Below are 20,573 nucleotides of genomic sequence, written 5' to 3' on the forward strand. Positions count from 1 at the left end.
AAAGTTTGTGTACCATTTCACAAATACTTCAAAATTAGCAATTTCCACCTTTCTTTGGAATAGCAGTTATGTTAAAGCTTAAATTGGGTATTGTACTTGTAATGAAATTAATGTAAAAGGAGGCAGGCTTCATGATCATTGTCTATATAAGTATCGCTGTTATCGTGGCAGCCCTGGGTTATCTTGGGTATGTTGTATATAAAACATATAAAGATGTCAAGCCTACGATTGATAGTCTTCAAGAGACTGCAACCCGGGTACAGAACAAAACCAATGCCATCAAAGAAGAGACCGATTCACTGAAGTTTAAGCAGCAGAAGCTGATGACTGATTTTGAGAAGAAAAAGAAAGCTGTCAATACTGTTGTTTTTTCAGTAAAACAGACACCTGTCGAATTCAAGAACGCACTTGTTGCTAAACCTGTCGCTGAACTTGAACAGAAGTTTAAAGCAAGACAATGGAATCGCAAGCGCCTTGATCAGCCCCGACAAGCGCTGGAGGGCCTGACTGTGAAGTCGTTCTTTGACTTCATTGCCAGGACCGAAGTGTCTCGAGGGTCTAGGCGCGGGAGCTAGACAATTCTCGAAGTGAAATTTAACTTCTTTTACTGTAAAACAAACAGGGCATCCAGCCCTGTTTTTATTTTGCCTCAGCCTGGTGACTATCTTCCTATATCCTCATTCCGATTTATTTCCCAACAACGTAAAAATCAAGCAAAATCAAGGTTCATGTTACGAAGGCAAATATTTAGGAGTTTTGTACGATTGCCGAAATAATATTTAATAATTATTATGTATAAATATACAAATATTTTTTTTCGGAGGAATACATAAATGAAACATAAAAAAATTATCTCTGGTGTAGTAGCTGCAAGTTTGCTGGCATCCTCTCCATGGACTCCGGCGCTAGCTGAGTCTTTAAAGTGGAATTATGTAAATGCATACGAAGAAAAGAATGGCAGCTTATTCAACAGCGAAAACTATGATTTTATGAAGTTCTCAGAAATCGGCGATAAGCTTGCTCAAATCGAGAAGCAATCCAATCGTGTGAAGGTTGAAGTGAAAGGCCAATCATCAACAGGCCAGCCCCTTTATGTCGTTACGATTGCCGCACCTGACACTCAGGCAAGTTCGGCAAGATTCAGGCTTTAAGAAAACAAATGTTCAAGAACCCTGGTAAAGCACAGGATTGGATTGAAAATAACCCTGACTTCAAGGTGCCAATCATGATCAATGGCTCCATCCATGGTACTGAGTTTATCGGCAGTGACGCGGTCATGCAGCTGATCGAGCGCTTTGCCCTTGAAAATGACGAAACAACTAAGGATATCCTGGAAAATAATATCTTGATTTTTAATGTTGTCCAGAATCCTGATGGCCGTATTGATGCTACCCGCTTCAACGGAGAAGGAATCGACTTGAACCGTGACTTCATCACCCAGTCACAGCCGGAAACCCAGGAAACTGTTGCCCTGATCAAGGAATGGAATCCGATGGTCTTCCTTGATACTCATGGCTATGTAAAAAATTATGCACCGAACAAGCAGGGTCTCATTGAACCCTGTACGGTCCCTCACAACCCAAATTATGAATACGATCTATATGAAAAATGGGCAATGGATCAGGCCGAAGCAATGGAAACTGAAATCATGTCCAACAAGGAAAGCTTTACCGGCAGCCTCTATCAGTCAATGGAAGGAACCTACATTCCTCAGCGTGATGACGCGGAAGGCTGGGATGATTATCCGCCAATCTTTACTCCGATGTACGCAATGTACCACGGGGCATATGGCCACACGCTCGAAGCGCCAACAAATGATGAAGACGGCGTTCGCTGGATGTATGACGCCATCATGGGCGCATTGAAAAATGCTACAGATAATAAGCAGGAAATGATCAAGGACCAAATCGAAATGTTCAAGCGCGGCATCAATTTTGATCATCCATTCCATGAGGAAGGCTTCTTTCCGACTGCCTATGTGCTGCCTGTAGATTCGGAAGATCCAACCGTGACACGCAAGGCAGTTAATCATCTGCAGAAAAACGACATCGAAGTCGTCCAGGCTTCTAAGGCGTTCACTGCTGACGGAAAGTCTTACCCTAAAGGCACATATATCGTAAAAATGGATCAGGCAAAAGCCGGTCTTGTCAATACAATGCTGTGGGACGGCGAGGACATAACTGAAGATGTTGATGCCATGTATGATATATCAGCATGGAGCCTGCCGGAACTTTGGGGCTTCGAGGCAATTGCGGTCCAAAGTGATTTTAAAGTAACTGCAACTAAAGTGAACCAGATCCAGGAACAGGGCTCTGTCAGCGGCAAAGGACCATTCTTGATTCCAAACAGTTCCGTCAAAGCAGTAAATCTGGCGAATACACTTCTACAGCAAGGCGTTTCTGTAAAACGCGATTCTGAAGGCGATTTTTACACAGAAGCCGCTGCTAACGAAATTTCAGCAGCAGTAAAGCAATCCGGACTGCATATTGAATCAGCAAAGGTTCCGGCAGATGCGGTTGAGGTTGCGGACTTGAAGGTCGCAATCTTGAAGGATGGCGGCATGAATAAGGCTCAGTCGCACTCTGGTACAAAACTCGCACTTAAACGACTTGCTTCGCCGTTTCTGAAGTAACTCCAGCAGAGGTTGCCGAAGAAGGTCTTTCCAGCTTTGATGTATTTGTATATAGCGGAACGGAAGGCTTGATTGCCAAGACGCAGTCACGCGCTGGCAATAAGGAATTTGGTTTCCAATATCCAGCTCAGTTTGATAGTTTCAAAGCTAATGTAGAGGAATTCTTAAATAATGGCGGAAAATATATCGCAGTCGGTGGCGGTGCGTCGCTCGCAACAAAGACATTGGGACTAACTGATGATGATATTGTCGTTGCAGGCTACAGCAGCAACGGAATTGCAAAGGTTGATTACAGCGGCGAAGGTGTGACGGGAGGATATGGCGAGGACGACCTTGGCTTTGTTTACCGCCCTGTCTGGTATGAAAACACCGATAACGATGAAGTATCCGCAACATTTGACGACAACTCTGACTTCTTCGTAGCCGGTCACTGGAAAAATAATAGTGAAGCTCAGGGCAAGGCAGTGATCGTGAAAGAACAGGATAAGGACGTTACAATGATCGGCTTGGAAGCTGGTTTCAGAGACCATACCGACTACCTGTTCCGACTTCTTTCGAACAGCATTTTTGAAAAATAAGTATTACAAAAGCATCGGGTTATTTGCCCGATGCTTTTTTAGTTATGAGAATAGTATTTTTCCAGCAGCAAATAATCCTTCGTTTTTTGGATCTCAATATTATTTGCCAGAGCGAATTCTTCAAGCTCAGCTATCAACTGTTCACTGTTAAAGTGCGCAACACTGAAATTGATGCCTCTTCTTACCTTCACCACTGCATTCTTAGTCGACCAGCCAATCCGGCCGAATTTTAATTTTTTGATTTTATCAAGAGTCAGCAGTTTACGGTAAATTATAAATTTAAAGAATTTAATTTTATATTCAAGGAGATCTGGGGTAATCGTTAATTGGACTTTGTGTAAAGTAATTACCAGCAAGGCAAGAAGTATTGAAATCCGGATCGTATAGCTTAAATTTGGCAGGATAAATACGCTCATGATGATTATTACATGCAAAATATCTTTAGATCCTTTTCCTGTATAAGTCAATTAACTCCCCCCTCTCGTACTCTTTTAATTTTACCATATAAATACATTTAAAAAGACCACCTTTTCAGGTGATCTGCTTTTTCATAGATAAAGTCCCGCTAGGAAGATCCCCAGGGCTTCTTCATATATCTCATCGAATTGGGACAGCGGCAGCGGGTTTATGCCGAAGCCAAGTTCGACTGTAAAACCTGACCGGCGCCAATCCTGGATGAACCAATCTTTATAGCCGGCATAGCTCTCGATCGTTTTTACCGGCTGATAGCCGCTTACCCGCGCAAATTCATTGACCATTGCCTCCGATTCAGGCGGCTCAAGATTTTCAAAGCCCCAGTAAATGACCTCTCCCTGTGTATGGAAAGCCAGAACCCGGGCAAAATCGCGTCTTCTCGTCATTTCTGCCATCGCAATCGCTTCTGGCTCGGATAATGGCTTTGGTCCTACATAATCCCTTGGGCCTGGCTGGCTTGGATTGCGTTCTTTTTCAAGCTCCCATTTTGCCGGGAATTGATCGTTGAGATCCACCCCTCTGATATTCGCCTTCCAACCGCTGAAATCAAGGCTGCCTCTATTCAATTCTACTACTCTTTCATTCCATGGCTCTGCTTCAGGCGGCCCATTGAGCACAAGATCAACGCCATCCGGATTGACCATCGGCACAATCGATAAAGTCGTCTGGCCATAGTAGTTCTGCATGGACAGGCCGCGTATGGAGGACTTATTTGTCAGTGCCAGCAGATAGTCATTCAGGAAAGTCATGATAATGGGAGTGGTGATCCATTCATTGGCATGGAACGATCCATTATAGTGAACCCGTTTATTGCCATTCCCAATCAATGTTTCTGGTATGGTTTTACCGAAAACAGAGTTGCCAATCGAGGGCACCCTCATGAACGGATAGACATTTTCCAATCGTCGCAAATCACTCATCAGGGAAGAATAATCATAATTCTTTTTCCCCTCGACAATTCGCCAGGTGATTCTTAGCGGGACCTTGAGCATCTGTCCGATGTACAGCCCATTCGGATTAATATTCTTATTGGCCAGCAGCAGTGCATCCACCTGCAGATTTCTGCTTTGGGCAATTTTCCAAAGAGTATCTCCTCCACGGATCCGATAATCCACCGCTGCAAAACCAGGAATCCTCACCGTCTGCCCCACATCCAGGCATTCGGGTCGATATCACGGTTGGAATCTATGATTAACTGGAGAGGGATGTTGAACAAATTGCTGAAATACCAAAAGGAATCTCCTTTTCTCACATATATATCCATAGTGCGCCTCCTGTACTTTCAAAGTTGCATCTATACTTATGTATATGAGTCGCTTTGGAATCTATTTCAGAAGATGAAAATTAGCTTTATTTTTTCAAGCCGCAGATAAAGGCAGTGACTGCAAGCTTGCAGCTTTCATCCAAGTCAAGCGGCATCCTGAAAACTCTTCTTTGTTCCAGCGTCAAAAGGCCGAACCGCAGATACGACGAGTTCAACGTTTTTTTTGCCGGCATCATGAACAAGCTCAACGGCAGGATCAGGGGCTGCTAACGCGAACTCGTACAGTCCTGGATTTCCTCTTGCAAAGGTTAAATATGCCTGACTTAACGCCATGATGGCTTCGTCTCCTTGAGACTTGCCTTCCGCTTCCTTCTCCAGGCTGTTGTACAGTTTTTTAAGCGAATATATGGCCAGTTCTCTTTTAATTCCCGGCAGGCCATCAAAGTGATTGTATAATGAAGGCGGTTTGGCGAAGTGTATTTACGGTTGCGATCAATATATTTACGGTTACACAACTTTTATTTACGATTTCACAACTTTATCTCCAATTGCAGCAGATTTATCTCCAGTTGTAGGACTTTTATCTCCAGTTGCCAAAAAAGAAGCACCGACTCTAAAAAAAGCGGGCTTCCTTTACCCAACTATAGCACCTTGCTCAAAAACGCCTTAGTCCGCTCATGCCGCGGGTTTTCAAATATTTCTTCCGGCTCGTTCTCTTCCACGACCAATCCCCCATCCATGAAGATGACGCGGTCACCGACTTCGCGTGCAAAACCCATTTCGTGGGTGACGACGACCATCGTCATTCCTTCGCGGGCAAGTTGTTTGATTACCTCTAATACTTCCCCGACCATTTCCGGATCGAGGCTGAGGTGGGTTCATCGAACAGCATGATTTTTGGCTCCATCGCGAGGGCACGGGCGATCGCCACCCGCTGCTTTTGCCCGCCGGAAAGTGAGTCCGGGTAGGCTTTGGCTTTATCCTCGAGGCCTACCTTTTTCAAAAGCTCCATTCCTTTTTCCCTTGCCTGCTGTTCCGGAATACCTCGTACCTTCAGCGGCGCCAGCATGATATTTTCAAGCACCGTCTTATGCGGGAACAGGTTGAAATGCTGGAATACCATTCCGACCTCTTCTCGAACTTTATTGATATCAGAATCCTTATCAGTGATGTCAATATCTTCGATTAGCACATGCCCATCCGTTATTGTTTCGAGCAGGTTTATGCAGCGGAGGAAGGTGGATTTCCCAGAACCCGATGGACCGATCACCACAACAACCTCCTGCGCCTGGACCTCAACATTTATTCCATTCAGAACCTTGTGGCTGCCAAATGCTTTCTTCAGATTAGCGACTTTGATCATTCTGTTTTCAGCCTTCTTTCAAGGAGATTTAATAAAAAGCTAAGCGATAGTGTCAGGATGAGATAAATCACTGCAGCGGTGAGGTATGGCTCCCATACGCGATAATACTGACCTGCCATCGCCCGGCCCCAGTACATGATTTCCGGAGTCGCGACAATCGCCGCGAGTGATGATTCTTTTATAAGAACAATGAATTCGTTGCCTAAAGGCGGGATCATCCGCTTGAATGCCTGAGGTAAAATGACATACCTCATTGCCTGGACATGGGTCATTCCGAGTGAGCGGGCTGCCTCCATCTGCCCTCGTTCGATCGACTGGATCCCAGCCCTGAAAATCTCGGCGATATAGGCGGCCGCATTCAGGGACAGGGCGACGATTGTCGCGACAATCCCGTTCGTTTCCCCTATGAGCATAGGGACGACACCAAAATGAATCAGCAATATTTGCACAAATAACGGGGTTCCCCTGAAGAAAGTAATATACCAGACAAAAGGCCATGTCAGCAGTTTTCGGCGCTGGATCTTACCGAGACCGATGAACAAGCCGAGGATTGTCCCAATTAATATCCCGGCTAAAGATAGCCCGATTGTCAGCAGCGTGCCTTTTATTAGATAAGGAGTATATTCAACAATAATATCAAAACGAAAATCCATAGCTTGCCCTCCAAAGCCCCGAGGCCTGGGACCAGATTTTGTGATGTACAAAAAAATGCGTAACGCTGTTTTCTAGAGTTACGCATCATCGAAGATCCATAGTTTATGAGTGGTTATTCTGATGCTTCTTGTTCCGCTTTCAGCATTTCCATATTTGGTTCCTGGCCGAACCATTCTTGATAGATTTTTTCATACGTTCCATTCTCGACGATTTTCTTGATTGCTTTATCGAAGTCTGCCTTCAGATCGGTGCCTTTCGGGAACAGGATTCCATAGTATTCCGCCTCGAAGCTGCCGCTGTCTTCAATGACCTTCAATTTTTCATTCGGGTTGTTTTTGGCATATACTTCGACAACGCCGTTATCCGCGACAACTGCATCTGCTCCACCAGACAGCATTTCCATGATTGCCAGGTTGTTGTTATCGAATTTCTTGATATCCTTGTTGTTCTTGCCGAGCAGCTTATCCATCGCTTCCTGGCCCGTAGTGCCGTTTTGGACAGCCACCACCTTGCCTTTCAGATCAGCTGCGCTTTTAATATCGCTGTCTTCGCGGACCAGAATTTTATTGGTGGACAAGAAATACGGCAAGGAAAAATCATAAGTCTGTTTGCGCTCATCATTGATTGAAATTGAGGATACTGACAGATCAGCTCGCTTGCTTTTTATTTCCACAAAAATAGGGTCCCAGCCGACATTCTCGATTTTCAGCTCATATCCAGCTTCTTTCGCGGCAGCTTTTAGAAAGTCAATATCGAACCCAACAATCTTGTCCCCTTCCATGTACTCAAATGGTGCATACGCTGCGTCGGTGACCACCCTTAATTCCTTCTTTTCAGCCTCCGATCCTGTTCCTCCTGAGCTGCTTGTACCACAGGCCGACACTACAAGCGCTGTGATTGCCATCATCACAATCGCAAAGAATCTTTTTTTCATTCTTACTTCCCCCTCATTTTAAAAAACGTACATAACATTTAATAATTTATATGTAGAGGATTGGGCTTGTATAACTCAATAAATGATAAGGAAAACTTATATTTATAATTTCATACCTTGTCATTTCCTTAAGTTTCCTTTTAGATTAAGATTTCACTAGGGAGGGATACAATACGGCATTTAAATTCAAAGCGATTGATCATGTTCAGCTGGCAGCACCTAAGGGTTCAGAAGAGCAGGCCAGGAGATTTTTCGGAAAAGTATTGGGTTTTGAAGAAATTGAAAAACCGGCAGAGTTGAAAAAGCGAGGCGGAGCATGGTTCCAGTATGGAAATTGTCAAATTGGAATTGAGGATTCTTTTGTCCCTGCACGCAAAGCACATCCGGCATTTGAAATTGAGAGTATTGAGGGATTAAAGCAGCATTTATCAACACTGGCAATTGATTTTATCGTAGATGACAAGCTTCCAGGCGCGAATAGGATTTATGTCCATGATCCGTTCGGAAATAGAATTGAATTGCTCGAATGGCTTACCAGTTAAAATAGTCCCAGCTTGCTCGATTGGTTTTCAATCGAGCAAAAATTTGGTATCATATTTAGAAAAGCGAAATATTCGTTCCGAGAAAGAAGTGTTGATGGAATGACCCAGCAGCAAAAGGCCAAACGCAACTTGATGATCATGTGGTTCGCGAATTTCTTCATTGCCGGCAGCATGACTATGGTAATGCCTTTTCTCTCATTGTACATCGAAACTTTTGGAGATTTTTCAGAAACGTATGTCCAAAACTGGTCAGGCCTGACATTCAGTATTACGTTCGTAACAGCCTTTCTATTTTCACCTGTGATTGGAAGACTGGGTGACACATTCGGACGCAAGAGAATTCTTATCTTTATGGGAATCGGGATGGGGTTAGCCGTCTTTCTGCTAGGATTTGCAACTTCCGTGTGGGAGTTATTTTTACTAAGAATGTTCATGGGATTATTCTCTGGCTTCATTCCTGTATCACAGGCACTAATTTCAACTCAGACATCGAAGGAAGAAGCAGGCAAAGTGTTAGGAACCCTGCAGACAGGCAGTATCACAGGTTCGTTGCTCGGCCCGATGCTAGGCGGGGTTCTTGCTGACTCTTTAGGCTATGCGACAACCTTCCAATCTACCTCGGCCTTCATCGTCCTTTCTGGTCTGCTCGTATTCTTTGTCATGGAATACAGAGTCGATATCAATAAAGGAACAAAAACAAATTATAGCCGCAAAGAAGTTCTTCAGCATATTTTTAAAAATCCCATCATGGTCAATGTCCTCCTCATGTCAATGCTTGTGCAGATTGCCCATTTCAGCATCCAGCCAATCCTTTCACTGTATGTGGGAGAGCTGCATGGACCGGAAAATCTGGCATTCTTTTCCGGAATCGCCTTTTCGGCAGCAGGGCTAGGCAATTTGTTAATGGCTCGGAAATGGGGCCAAATTGCCGACCGGGTTGGCTATATTAAAATACTTGTCGTACTCCTGTTTTTGTCGGCAATCATCTATCTGCCTGGCGGTTTTGTCGGTAACATCTGGCAGCTCGTCATTATCCGGTTCCTGCTCGGAATCACCATTGGCGGCATTATCCCTGTCAGGGTGGCTTATATCAGACAGGAAGCACCTGTTGCCATGCAGGGCGAGGTACTCGGCTACAACACGAGCCTCCGTTTCTTCGGAAACATTGTCGGTCCAGTGCTCGGCGGTTTCCTTGCGGGATACTTCGGATTCACCTCAGTATTCGTCCTGACAAGCGGACTTCTGCTGGTGAGCGGCATTGTCCTGTTTGCCTCGATGCAGCGCAATCCTCAGTTCGTCAGGGATACATTTTAAGCATGCCTCCAAAGACTGAATCTTACCGGATTCAGTCTTTTTTCATTTGTCCTGATTGATCCTGCTTCACAGGTCATTTGGACTCAGTTGGAAGAATTACTGTTTTTTAACCGCAGTCTGGGGAATCATTTACATATGCATGAAAATTAAAATTCATATTATATGAGGAAAATCGGGTGATTTCATTTGGAAGTACAAGCTTTACAGGAAGTCGAGAAACTGGCCTTAAAAAAGCACAAAATTTTTAAACAAAGCAAAACACGCTATCTGGCCAGGGCTGCCCTGGCTTCTATGTTCATCGGCTTTGGTGTGATTGTCGCATTCAAGACAGGAAACCCATTTTATGTGGAACACTCGCCCTTTGCCTACCCTATAGCTGCCCTTACCTTCGGTGCCGCCATTATCCTGATTGCCTATGGCGGAGGAGACCTGTTCACAGGTAACACCTTCTACTATACATTTGCAGCTCTCAGGAAGAAAATGGCCTGGGTGCAGGTGATCAGGATGTGGATTTACAGCTATATCGGCAATATCATTGGCGCAGCTGCATTTGCTTTTTTGATTTACACAACGGGATTGTTTGATGATCATTCCGTAAACGGATTCTTGTTAAGTGTTGCTGAGAAAAAGACACTTGCACCAACTTCAGAGCTTTTTTTCCGGGGAATCCTCTGTAACTGGCTCGTATGTCTGGCGTTCTTTCTGCCGATGTCGATGAAGGGCGACGGAGCAAAAATGTTCGCAATGGTGTTTTTCGTCTACTGCTTCTTCATTTCGGGTTATGAGCACAGCATTGCCAATATGTGCACCTTTGCGATCAGCATGGTCCTGGACGACCCGCAATCTGTTACTTTTCCAGGCGTGATCCACAATTTGATTCCGGTGACGATCGGCAACCTGATTGGCGGAGGAATCATGATGGGCTGGATGTATTACTATGCGAATCGACCATTTTTTGAAGATTAGGATTACCACAAAAGGAAAGCCGGATTTAGGCCACTGCCATACCCGGCTTTTTTACTTGCTCATCAATGTTTCTGCTTGTAGTAAGTAATTCCAAGTGCAAATGCCAGCACGGTTCCCTTCACGATATCCATCGCATAATAAGGGACAGACATCATCACAAGACCATTTTGCAAAATGCCAATCAGCACCGCCCCGACAAAGGTACCGAATGCATTTGGCTTGCCTGCTCCCAGGACGGAAAAACCAATGAAAGCAGCGGCTACCGAATCCATTAGATATGGCGAACCAGCATTGATTTCCGCAGTCATGACGCGGGAGGCCAACACAATTCCCCCGATTGCCGCGAATAAAGCAGATAGCAGATAGGCAGCTGTTTTATAGCGATTGACCGGGATACCGGAAAGCCGTGCCGCTTCTTTATTGCCGCCAATCACATACATATAGCGGCCGTGCTTTGTGTACGTCAGGAATATATGGACAATGATGACAGCTATCGCCATGATCAGGATAATCCAAGGAACCTGCCCTATTTTAGCGAAAAACGGGCTGATCGTTCCTGTAGAAAAGCTCCCATCAGGGAGAATCATATTTTCCGAAACTGTCGCGCCCTTCGTATAAGTCAGCGCTGTTCCCTGGATGATGAACATCATCGCCAGTGTCATCAGCATATCCGGAATCTTCAGCTTTACAATCATCAACGAGTTAAGTGCACCGACAATCAGGGCAGCCGCGATTGCGGATAATACTGCAATCAGAGTGTTCTGCGAGAACCAGACGAACATCGAAATGACGATGGCGTTGGACAGGGATGCGACCGAGCCGACAGATAAATCAAAGCCATCAACTGTCAGCGAGATGGTGATGCCAATCGCGATGATGGTTACGATTGAAATCGAACGCAGGATATTAATGACGTTATCACCGTTGATAAAAGAAGGATTCACTGCCGAGAAGATGGCGACCAGGACAAAGATTGTCAATATCGTCCCATATTTATATAGGAACTGGAACAGTTCGAATGTTTTCTTCGGCGTTGGCTCTTGCTGCAATGGGAGTTTCGCTTCCATCCTATCTTCCTCCTGTTGAATAAAATAAAAGTTCTTCTTCTGTTGTTGCGGCTGTTTCAAGCTCCTTGACAGGTTCACCATCATAAAGCACGTAAACTCGGTTCGTGATGCCGACGATTTCTGCCAGCTCGGAGGATGCATAAATGACACCCTTCCCTTGAGCAGCGAGCTGGGCAATCAACTCAAAAATATCCCTTTTAGCGCCTACATCCACGCCCTTGGTTGGCTCATCAAAGATATAAACGTCCGCATCCGCTATCAGCCACCTGCCAATCGCTACCTTCTGCTGGTTCCCGCCCGAAAGATTTTCGACCCTGGCATTTTCCGATGAAGTCTTGATGCCAAGAGCCTTTATGTACTCCTGTGCCGTTTTCTTTTCTGCCCGTCTGTTGATAAAGCCTAGCAATCTGGTGAACTTTTTGAGGTTGACCGCCGTAAGATTGGAGGTGACAGATTCTGCGACAAGGACTCCTTCTTTACGCCGTTCTTCAGGCACAAGAGCCAAACCGCTTTTTACAGCAGCATGAGGCTGGTCAGTTTAAGGCTTTTCCCGTTTAGCTTTACGGTTCCGCTCGTTGTTGGTGCCGCGCCAAACAGCGCTTTGCACAGCTCTGTCTTTCCTGCCCCGACCAGGCCGGCAAGTCCGACAATCTCCCCTGATTTTACATGGAGAGAAGCATTTTTCACTTTATCTCCTGCTGTTAAGCCTTCTACTTCCAGAAGAGTATCTCCGAACGTGCTGACTTGCCGGGAATTGGTCTTCGAGCTTGCGGCCAAGCATGTATTCAATCACCTGGTGGGTGTCGACTTCAGGAATAGCTTTTTTCACGACCAGCTCACCATTTCGCATAATCGTAAGCTCATCACATAATTCAAAAATCTCCGGCATACGGTGGGAGATGAAGATGATGCCTACATTCCTTTTAATGAGATCACGGACAATCCGGAACAGTTCAGATGTTTCGGTGTGGCTGAGAGGAGCCGTTGGTTCATCGAGAATCAGGAATGAGCATTTACTTGAAATCGCTCGGGCAATAAGGACCAGCTGTTTCTCGGCAAGTGTCAGCTCCCCGGCAAGCTTTTTTACAGGAATATGAAGGTTCATCCCGGATAGAATGGCCTCAGCTTCTTTGAAAAGCTGTTTCCAATTAATCCAGTGCTTGTTTTCCATTGCCTGCACCGTTTGGTTCAGCATGATATTTTCAGCCACAGTCAGCGACGAAATGATCGCTGTATCAACCTCCTGGTACACCGTCTGGATCCCCAGTTTCTGCGCATGAGCCGGCGTCCTGATTTCGACTTTCTTGCCATCGAGCTGGATTTCACCTGTGTAGTGATCATGCGCTCCGGAAAGCACCTTCATCAACGTCGATTTCCCCGCGCCATTCGCGCCAATCAACGCATGGATGCAGCCAGTTTCCGTACTGAAATCCACACCATTCAACGCACGCACTCCCGGAAACTCAATGGTGATGTTTTTCATTTGAAGTTTCATCCCGTTGCCTCCTCTCTATCATTCTGCAAAGCAGACACTCTCTTGATTTTGAGAGTGTCTGCTCGGTTTGGTTTGTTGAACTGGAAAAAATCGCGGGAAATTTCCAGTTCGCTATAAAAATCGCTTTTTCGCTATTAAAATGAAATTTTCGCTATATAATTTCGGATTTCGCTATAAAACTGAAATTATCGCTATAAAAGTAATTTTTCCGCTATAAAAACTTCCATACCATTAATCCAGTACCATTTTCACTGCTTCTTTTCTTACTTTTTATAGTGTTCCTTCAATTTTTCCATCCACTCTTCCAAAAATGCATCAGATTTACCCCAGCCTTCGATGATTTCAGCAAGATTGACCATGTTCACCGGATTTTTTGACTGCTGCAGCTCTTCTTGTGAAATCAGTGACGCTTCAAGATCATAGCTCGCTGGAGTTTCTTCGCCAGCCAGCTTTTTCGCAAGCAATCTCATATTCACTTCTCCAATCAGCTTCGGATCAACGGCAGCCGTGTATTTCCATGGGCTATCTTCTCCCTGGATTTCCTGCAGATCAGCATTGGATACATCAATTCCGTAAATCTTGATTTCATCGCGGCCTGCTTCCTTGATGGCACGAGCTGCGCCGATCGCAAAAGCGTCCCATGTTGCGAAGATCGCGTCAATTTCTCCTTTTGGATGCTTGTTCAGCATTGCGGATACTGCGTTTTGTGTCTGGACGCTTGTATCTGCAGCCGCTACTCCGAATCTCTCAACCTCTTTGATTCCTGGATTCGCCTTTAAGGTTTCCTGGTAAACTTTATTTCTTCTAACCATTGGAGGGAAGCCATCGACCCATAGGTAGACAATTTTCGCTTCTCCATTTTGGTCCTTCACAAGCTGGTCCAGTGCCTGCGTTGCGAGAGCCTCATCATCCTGGGATGTTAGTGTGACGCCTTCTACCTGAGCCAGATCAGGATTTGAATCGAAAGTTACGACGCTTTTGCCTTTTTCAACTAACTTTTTCACATCGTCTACCGTTGCTGCGTCATCTCCATGGGAAATGATGAATCCATCATAGTCCTGCTGCAGCCCCTGGTTGATCGCGTCATGGAATTTGGCTGTATCTCCATTCGCTGTGAAGACGTCTACCTTGAAGCCAAGCGCTTCACCTTCAGCCTTCGCTCCGGCTAAAAATTGCGCTGTATGGTCATCTCCGCCGATCTTGCGGATCACTTTGATTTTAACTTCCTCGCCTTTGGCAAATCTCTCCGGCACTCCTTCTACCGGACCACTGGCAGTCTTCGTCTCTCCACCGCCGCATCCTGTAAGCAGCAATGCTGAAGCAACTGCACTTAAAAATACCTTTTTAATTCCTTTTTTCATCTGATTTTCCCCCTTTGTGATTGATCTGCTTAGCAAACTCAAATAAAAAACCTCTCAGAAAAGAGAGGTTTCAAACGCAGTAGAATACAAAGGTCGGTTTCCTCTCTTATCTTTCAAAACAAATACTTGTTTTGCAGGATTTAGCACCAATTCCATTTGGAACGGTTGCTGGGCGTCACAGGGCCAGTCCCTCTGCCACTCTTGATAAGAGAATTTCTTTATTAAGTTAATGTTGCAAATCGATAAATCTCACTTTAAACTCCTATACTCATATTGTCAATATTATTATGAAAATTTAATTTTATTCTTTTTTTTTTCGTATCCAGCAAAAAAGGATGACCCCAAAATCAGGATCCTCCTTTTTCGATTATCCCCTGCCTGCCGCGGTCATCCACTCAAACTGGCGGAGTTTCACTTCATACAGTGTCAATGGGTCACGGTACAGTTCAGGGTTGATTCGCATTTTTTCAAGTTCGTTCTTCCCATATTTGATTTCAGACTTGGCTTCTTCTACTGCTACTTCAAGTACTTTGAATGGGTTCTTGAAGAACAAATTCACATCGCGTTCAATTGATTTTTCGAAAATCTCGAATTGCTGCAGGAATCTTTTCGCGATGGTTACGCCGATTTCATAATAATCCTCAGTCTCGAGATAGGTTTTGTATCTGTTATAAAGCATCGCATTGTTTTGCGGCAGCACTCCGAGCAGCTTGCCGGCGCTCTTCAAGAAGAACTGCTGCGGCGTCGAGCGGTTCATGATGTTGACCTTTTCATAGTGGACACCGTTAGTCATCCGGTCTGCATCGCGGCGCCAGTCATCAAGCACCCTGAAATCACAGTCGAGGCTGATCCGCTCATCTCCATACATGGCATTAAAGCCCTCAGCCATTTCATTCAAATAGTTTTGGCTTTGGTCGAATTCGTCCTTCGAATGTTGAATCCACCCTCCTAAATCTTCATGGAATTTCGGCAGAACGGTTCCATTGAGATATTCCTGGATTCTCTTGTTCATTTCTTCATCCATTTCAGCATGAATTTTTCCGAAATCACTCTCTTCCGTTATCAACTCAGAGCAGCCTCGCAGAATTTCCGGGATCTTCTCAATGATTTCCGCACGGGTTTGATCCTTGATTTTTCGGTATGATTTCTGGATGGAACTTGACTTCTCTTCTTCAATATCTCCCAGCTGTTGATGGCGCCGTTAAGCTTGCTCACCATTTCTTCATTCCAGCTGATTGATTCCATATGATTATTCTCAATTTCAATCCGTTTATCAAGCAAATACGTGATCGCCCTTCTAACAAAGAATTGCAGTTTTGCTGTACGCTCCTGCTCGAAGTCAACTGTGCTTCTGTTTGTTTGGATAAAATCAGAGAAATCCCTCAGCTGCTTGCCTTTATCATAGTTAGATGAGAAAGCAAACATTTTTGAATCAGGATAATATTGGCTGATTTCAGCCCATGTCTGGTCAAAAACATCAATTGCCTCCTGCTGGCTGTATATCACATCTATTTTATTCAACAAGAAGTGTATAGGCAGATCCGGGAAGTACTCTGAAATTTTCGAGAGGATTTCCCTTTCTTTTTCAGTAAAAGGATTATTCGCATTGAGCACGAAAAGCAGACTATCAGCAAATCTCAAGTAATTGTACAATGGATGCTTGTCATAGTTATTACTGTTGATCCCTGGAGTATCAATCAATGCCAGTGCGTGTTCCCGCAAGAATGGGAACTCAGCCTTGAAATCAATGATTGTTTCATTCTTGTGGGTCTGACGGCGAACTCCTGCCGCTTCCTTGAAGTCCTCGATATCCGTGATCTGGCGGACGTCTGTATCTGTAATTTCCTGGATTTCCGGATTCTCCTCATTCTTGAACCTGATGACAGCAGCAGTTGGTGATGTGATCAGCTCTTCCCCAACAATGGTATTGACGAAGGAGGACTTCCCATTGCCAGTTATACCGGCGATCAACAGATTATGAACATTGGATTCCTGCAGCTCCTGGACCATCCACTTAATCCTGTTGCCGACCTCTATCTCATGATTCTCTGCCCATTCAATGATTATTTTGAATAGCTGCATGCTATCCTCGTAGCCATCATGGTACTCGCGCGAATTCAGCACAAGATTCTCGGCATCGTGAATCGCAGACGAGGTGATAGTCCCTGGAAATACCTCATTCCACGCAATAATAGATGATGCCGATACAAGACTGTTATCAGGACTGGTGATTTTCAGCCAATTGGTAAGCAATTCAGGGATCAACGGGGAAATTTCCTTGATCAATCGATCTCCGTTAATCAACTCGAAATAGGTGTCCTGATAGACCGCTGACAGATGTGTCCAGCCATCTTTTCTATTGCCGTCCATCCCGCTGAACAATTGGTTGAATTCCCTTAGCCATGTCATGTAGGAACTTTGGCCCTTATAGCTTTCCCATAGGGATACTGCCAACTGTTCAAATCGGCTTCTGTCCACCTGGAAAAGAACAGATAATGCTTCGTTAAAATAATCTGGTGCGAACTGAGCAGTATGCCCCTGTTCTACATATTGATTCAAAACGTCGAACCACTTAGGCGAACCGGTGCGAACCCCTTCATTGACTGCCAGCTCGACTGCATTTTCCCAGTCATTATGCTCTTCAAAGAAAGCACGGGCAATCTCCGTTACACCAGGATAATCTGGATCAAGCGATACTGATTTCTTGATGACGGCAACCGCTTTTTCAAGCTTGCCCTGCTCTATGTAGAGCGATAAAAGCTGCAGGCCGCTCTCAATTTTTAAAACATTGCTCTCTGTTTCAATCGACAGGTACAGCTCCTCCGCCGATGTAAGCAGACCAAGCTCAAGGAAGGCATCACCCATGTTCTTTTTCGCCCACGGCTCGAATTCATTTGTAATGTTCTCCCACTTGAAAATAGCCGCTTCAAAGTCTTTATTGTGAAAATAAACCTCTCCCTGTGCAAAACGAATATACGACAAATCCGGCATATCATTCTTCTGCTCTTCAAGGTAAAGCTCCCCAAGGACACGAACGGGATGTGTCCTGTTTCCTGATTCCATATAAGTTTCAAAATACGACTTTTTGATTAATTGCTCTTCAAATGTCATGACTTTCCTCCGACTTCTCATAATGATCAATCCAAAAAAGAGCCTTCGGACTCCTTCAGGCATTAAAAATTTGTATTAGCTAACTGTTCTTTTTCCCTTTTTCCGCTTGCCCTCAAACCTTATCATTGTATTCTATCAAACTATTTTTCATTCAATATTTCAGCCGGCTTTCAGTTTTGCTACAAGCACTGCAAAATTTGTAATCTTTTTAATAAAAGAACCAGTTATTTGCCAGTTGTTGTCGAATAGCGATGCTACCTATATCTTTCGAACTATATTCGAATTTTATGGGGCTCAATGAAGTTTGTCACACCGCAGATAGGGCAAAATCATTATAATGAAGTTAACAACTCGCCCGAATAAAGGAGATTATTATGCTTATTTTGAAACTTATGGGTACTCCCCTAGAACATATTAAATCGGAACATATCAAAAACAAGTCTGTCATGAGGAACAACAAAACGCTTGCTACAATCAAGGAAACGGGAAACGAAGTGGAATTCCAGATCGACCCATATCTAGACCTCGATGAATTTCAATTTCTACGGGATATTATCATGGAGCTAAGCTATGGTAACGAAGCCGCCATCGATGAAAGAGGCTGCCAGCTGGGCTATCTGGAGAACGGTGAGAAGGCGTATTTGATCAAGAACTGGGAAGAGTGGAAGATATTCTTGATGAAAGCCAAACTAAGGACACTAGAAGGCCAGAATGTGCAGGCTTTAAATCCCGAAGGCGAAGAACTTGGATCCGGCCTGCTTGCTGAGTATGAAATCGCTGAAAACCCGTTCAGGATCATCAGCTGCACCTTGATCACCCTATTTGGGGAAAGGAAGTTCCAAGGGGAAAACATCAAGATTGTGCCGACCAATCAATTTAGCTAAAATTCACTCATACCTAAAGCTAAAGAAAAGCAGCGGACCAATTCCGCTGCTTCGTTATTTGTCTTTATTCAATTCATCAATCAGCTGCTTGGTCCTTTTCGCATTTCCTTCCGCGAAGTTCTCAAGGCGTTCCTTCAGTTCGGGATTGCCGTGGACTCGTTCAGCTGTTATTAAGTAAGTACGCATTAAATCTTCTTCAATCTCAACGGAATTTTCAAGTACTTCCTCGATTGATTCTTTTTTGCTGTCGTGATGAAAAAAAGACTGGGAAACCACGTTCATACCTCCCTTTCTACTCCTTTCTTAATGTTTCGACAACCTTCCATTAAGAAAAGAGCTCTCCTTTTATCATCGCCAGCAGCTTACTTTTTATACTCTGCCTTTCTCCAAATGAAGAAGGCCGTTGTTGCCAAGACCGTGGAAATCAATGCGACGATAACCGCACCATATACTCGCGTATCTTCATGGCCATAATAGCCTTCAATGGCATTGGATAGCGAGAACACGTTGATGGCAAGGAACAGGAAAATCGAGAAAAATGCTATACGTTTTTTACCCATGCCTTACTTCCCTCCCTACTGCAAACACCTTGCCATCTTTGATTTCAAGAAGGATTTTTGGAAGCTCGCGCTGCGGCGGTCCTGCCATCGGGTGGCCACTGTCTACATTGAAATAACCTTTGTGGCAAGGGCACAGCAAGACATTTTCCTTATGCTCATAAAAGACTGGGCATTGAAGGTGAGTACATTTATTATTGTACGCGACAAATTTGTCTTCCGGTGTCCTCACCAAAATGGCCGGTTCATTCTTCGTTGGGTAGTTGAAGTTTCTTGATTCTCCGACTGCAAGGTCATCGATGTCTGTGATTTCTACCCGCTTCACTTCGCCGTTTTCATCACGCAGGAATGTGAAGATCCCGAATGGAGTCGTCGCCAGTCCGATAGCGACTGTCGCACCAAACGAAGCTTTCAAAAATGCCCTTCTATTCAAATGGACATCGTCTTTCCTGTTCAGATTATCGATCAACTTGATCATATCTTTATCATCTTCATGATGTGTCTGTTTTTTTTCATCACTCATAGCCAAATCCTCCTGTTCCTAGAGCTAAAACTTTGCATCGATTTTTTCTGCCAGGCTTAGATATTCCTTGAATAGCGGGGTGTTTTCCGTCGCAATCGCAGGTGTCTCACTATTCTCATCCGCTTCCTGGATCGGCAGCTGACCCAGCAAATCCGTACCAAGCTGTGCTGCAAGCTCCTCGCCGCCGCCCTTTCCAAAAATGAAATATTTCTGGTCGCTGTCTTCAGGCTTGAAATAAGACATATTTTCAACCACACCGATGACCTCGTGCTTGCTCTTAATCGCCATTGATCCGGCGCGTTCCGCCACAAAAGAAGCAGCTTTATGCGGTGTCGTCACGACGATTTCCTTGCTCTGCGGAATCATCAGATGCATATCAAGAGCGACATCTCCTGTTCCAGGAGGCATATCAAGAATGAAATAATCCATTTCTCCCCAAAGCACATCCTCTGTAAAATGCTGGATCATCTTTCCAAGCATCGGTCCGCGCCAGACGATTGGTTCATTATCCTTCACAAGAAAGCCCATGGACATTACTTTAATGCCGTGCGCCTCAACCGGAATGATTTTTCCGTTGAACGTTTTTGGTTTTGCATCTAAATTAAGTATTTTCGGTACACTGAATCCGTATATATCAAGGTCAATGATCGCGACTGACTTGCCAAGCTTCTGCAGCGCAAGCGCAAGATTCACTGATAATGAAGACTTCCCTACTCCGCCTTTTCCGCTTGTCACCGCCAGCACATTTCCTTTTAACATTTAAAAGCACCTCTTTTTTTGGATGGGTTATTATTCCCTACCTTATCTAAAATTGGTTGAAACCTTTACTGGAAAAAATCGTTGATAATTTCCAA

23 protein-coding genes, 2 pseudogenes and 1 riboswitch are annotated in these 20,573 nt (G+C 44.5%); of the genes and pseudogenes, 8 read left to right on the top strand and 17 right to left on the bottom strand.

Translation table 11 applies throughout. The features are described from left to right. Positions 1-131 precede the first annotated feature (131 nt). The 4 genes from JCM21738_RS22325 (at position 132) to JCM21738_RS25520 (ending at position 3,210) form a co-directional block, all read left to right on the top strand. A complete protein-coding gene (locus tag JCM21738_RS22325; RefSeq protein ID WP_023625592.1) occupies positions 132-575 on the top strand; it encodes a DUF948 domain-containing protein in 444 nt (147 codons plus the stop codon). A gap of 258 nt (positions 576-833) precedes the next feature. Beyond that, positions 834-1,151 carry a hypothetical protein gene (locus JCM21738_RS25510; RefSeq protein ID WP_243462931.1) on the top strand — a complete coding sequence of 106 codons (318 nt, stop codon included), beginning with the start codon at positions 834-836 and terminating at the stop codon, positions 1,149-1,151. Between the two features lie 8 nt (positions 1,152-1,159). Next, positions 1,160-2,632, top strand: a complete 1,473-nt coding sequence (locus tag JCM21738_RS25515) for a M14 family zinc carboxypeptidase (RefSeq protein ID WP_243462932.1) — start codon at positions 1,160-1,162, stop codon at positions 2,630-2,632. 68 nt (positions 2,633-2,700) lie between these two features. After that, complete coding sequence (locus JCM21738_RS25520; RefSeq protein WP_243462933.1) at positions 2,701-3,210, top strand: hypothetical protein; 510 nt, start codon at positions 2,701-2,703, stop codon at positions 3,208-3,210. Between the two features lie 38 nt (positions 3,211-3,248). Here the strand turns inward: JCM21738_RS25520 and JCM21738_RS22330 are convergent, their stop codons facing one another. The 6 genes and pseudogenes from JCM21738_RS22330 to JCM21738_RS07150 form a co-directional block, all read right to left on the bottom strand. Then, the gene (locus JCM21738_RS22330; protein WP_023625594.1) at positions 3,249-3,677 is read right to left on the bottom strand and encodes a hypothetical protein; all 429 of its coding nucleotides are present in this window, start codon (positions 3,675-3,677) and stop codon (positions 3,249-3,251) included. Positions 3,678-3,758: 81 nt separating this feature from the next. Then, positions 3,759-4,948 (bottom strand): annotated as a pseudogene (locus JCM21738_RS07130) (M14 family metallopeptidase). Between the two features lie 144 nt (positions 4,949-5,092). Then, the gene (locus JCM21738_RS22335; RefSeq protein ID WP_023625596.1) at positions 5,093-5,281 is read right to left on the bottom strand and encodes a TetR-like C-terminal domain-containing protein; all 189 of its coding nucleotides are present in this window, start codon (positions 5,279-5,281) and stop codon (positions 5,093-5,095) included. Between the two features lie 308 nt (positions 5,282-5,589). Next, a pseudogene (locus tag JCM21738_RS07140) lies at positions 5,590-6,311 on the bottom strand (amino acid ABC transporter ATP-binding protein). Then, complete coding sequence (locus JCM21738_RS07145; protein WP_023625599.1) at positions 6,308-6,964, bottom strand: amino acid ABC transporter permease; 657 nt, start codon at positions 6,962-6,964, stop codon at positions 6,308-6,310. The pseudogene JCM21738_RS07140 and the gene JCM21738_RS07145 overlap by 4 nt, the downstream one beginning before the upstream one ends. A gap of 113 nt (positions 6,965-7,077) precedes the next feature. Next, positions 7,078-7,899, bottom strand: coding sequence for a basic amino acid ABC transporter substrate-binding protein (locus JCM21738_RS07150; RefSeq protein ID WP_023625600.1), 822 nt, complete (start codon positions 7,897-7,899; stop codon positions 7,078-7,080). 194 nt (positions 7,900-8,093) lie between these two features. On the opposite strand from JCM21738_RS07150, the gene JCM21738_RS07155 reads away from it, so the two are divergent. The 3 genes from JCM21738_RS07155 (at position 8,094) to JCM21738_RS07165 (ending at position 10,721) form a co-directional block, all read left to right on the top strand. Beyond that, positions 8,094-8,441: a VOC family protein gene (locus JCM21738_RS07155; protein WP_031308014.1), complete on the top strand. Its 348-nt coding sequence runs from the start codon at positions 8,094-8,096 to the stop codon at positions 8,439-8,441. A gap of 99 nt (positions 8,442-8,540) precedes the next feature. After that, positions 8,541-9,755 (top strand): MFS transporter, encoded by a 1,215-nt coding sequence (locus tag JCM21738_RS07160; RefSeq protein ID WP_023625602.1) that lies wholly within the window; start codon positions 8,541-8,543, stop codon positions 9,753-9,755. A gap of 186 nt (positions 9,756-9,941) precedes the next feature. Further along, the gene (locus JCM21738_RS07165; protein WP_023625603.1) at positions 9,942-10,721 is read left to right on the top strand and encodes a formate/nitrite transporter family protein; all 780 of its coding nucleotides are present in this window, start codon (positions 9,942-9,944) and stop codon (positions 10,719-10,721) included. A gap of 62 nt (positions 10,722-10,783) precedes the next feature. Here JCM21738_RS07165 and JCM21738_RS07170 read toward each other — a convergent pair whose 3' ends face one another. The 7 genes from JCM21738_RS07170 to JCM21738_RS07185 form a co-directional block, all read right to left on the bottom strand. Next, on the bottom strand, positions 10,784-11,788 hold the full coding sequence (locus JCM21738_RS07170) for an ABC transporter permease (protein ID WP_023625604.1): 1,005 nt from the start codon (positions 11,786-11,788) through the stop codon (positions 10,784-10,786). A gap of 1 nt (position 11,789) precedes the next feature. Continuing rightward, on the bottom strand, positions 11,790-12,284 hold the full coding sequence (locus JCM21738_RS27675; protein WP_439645990.1) for an ATP-binding cassette domain-containing protein: 495 nt from the start codon (positions 12,282-12,284) through the stop codon (positions 11,790-11,792). Positions 12,285-12,301: 17 nt separating this feature from the next. Further along, the gene (locus JCM21738_RS27680; RefSeq protein ID WP_439645991.1) at positions 12,302-12,475 is read right to left on the bottom strand and encodes an ATP-binding cassette domain-containing protein; all 174 of its coding nucleotides are present in this window, start codon (positions 12,473-12,475) and stop codon (positions 12,302-12,304) included. A 1-nt stretch (position 12,476) separates the two neighbouring features. Next, positions 12,477-13,283 carry an ATP-binding cassette domain-containing protein gene (locus JCM21738_RS27685; RefSeq protein ID WP_439645992.1) on the bottom strand — a complete coding sequence of 269 codons (807 nt, stop codon included), beginning with the start codon at positions 13,281-13,283 and terminating at the stop codon, positions 12,477-12,479. Positions 13,284-13,546: 263 nt separating this feature from the next. Next, entirely contained in the window at positions 13,547-14,644 is a 1,098-nt protein-coding gene (locus JCM21738_RS07180) for a sugar ABC transporter substrate-binding protein (protein WP_023625606.1), read from the bottom strand. A gap of 103 nt (positions 14,645-14,747) precedes the next feature. Continuing rightward, positions 14,748-14,855: riboswitch (SAM riboswitch) on the bottom strand. Positions 14,856-15,011: 156 nt separating this feature from the next. After that, complete coding sequence (locus JCM21738_RS27180) at positions 15,012-15,710, bottom strand: hypothetical protein (protein WP_369385671.1); 699 nt, start codon at positions 15,708-15,710, stop codon at positions 15,012-15,014. Further along, positions 15,707-17,755 (bottom strand): dynamin family protein, encoded by a 2,049-nt coding sequence (locus JCM21738_RS07185; RefSeq protein WP_369385672.1) that lies wholly within the window; start codon positions 17,753-17,755, stop codon positions 15,707-15,709. The genes JCM21738_RS27180 and JCM21738_RS07185 overlap by 4 nt, the downstream gene beginning before the upstream one ends. Before the next feature lie 374 nt (positions 17,756-18,129). On the opposite strand from JCM21738_RS07185, the gene JCM21738_RS07190 reads away from it, so the two are divergent. Then, positions 18,130-18,639, top strand: a complete 510-nt coding sequence (locus JCM21738_RS07190) for a hypothetical protein (protein WP_023625609.1) — start codon at positions 18,130-18,132, stop codon at positions 18,637-18,639. 54 nt (positions 18,640-18,693) lie between these two features. Here the strand turns inward: JCM21738_RS07190 and JCM21738_RS07195 are convergent, their stop codons facing one another. The 4 genes from JCM21738_RS07195 to JCM21738_RS07210 form a co-directional block, all read right to left on the bottom strand. After that, positions 18,694-18,915, bottom strand: a complete 222-nt coding sequence (locus JCM21738_RS07195; RefSeq protein ID WP_023625610.1) for a hypothetical protein — start codon at positions 18,913-18,915, stop codon at positions 18,694-18,696. Positions 18,916-19,001: 86 nt separating this feature from the next. Then, positions 19,002-19,199, bottom strand: coding sequence for a hypothetical protein (locus JCM21738_RS07200; RefSeq protein ID WP_023625611.1), 198 nt, complete (start codon positions 19,197-19,199; stop codon positions 19,002-19,004). Then, positions 19,192-19,719, bottom strand: coding sequence for a QcrA and Rieske domain-containing protein (locus JCM21738_RS07205; protein WP_023625612.1), 528 nt, complete (start codon positions 19,717-19,719; stop codon positions 19,192-19,194). Before JCM21738_RS07205 ends, JCM21738_RS07200 begins: the two co-directional genes overlap by 8 nt. Positions 19,720-19,743: 24 nt before the next feature. Continuing rightward, positions 19,744-20,478: an Mrp/NBP35 family ATP-binding protein gene (locus tag JCM21738_RS07210; protein ID WP_023625613.1), complete on the bottom strand. Its 735-nt coding sequence runs from the start codon at positions 20,476-20,478 to the stop codon at positions 19,744-19,746. Between the last annotated feature and the right edge of the window lie 95 nt (positions 20,479-20,573).

The organism is Mesobacillus boroniphilus JCM 21738 (genome assembly GCF_000517385.1).
Classification (GTDB): domain Bacteria; phylum Bacillota; class Bacilli; order Bacillales; family Cytobacillaceae; genus Mesobacillus; species Mesobacillus boroniphilus.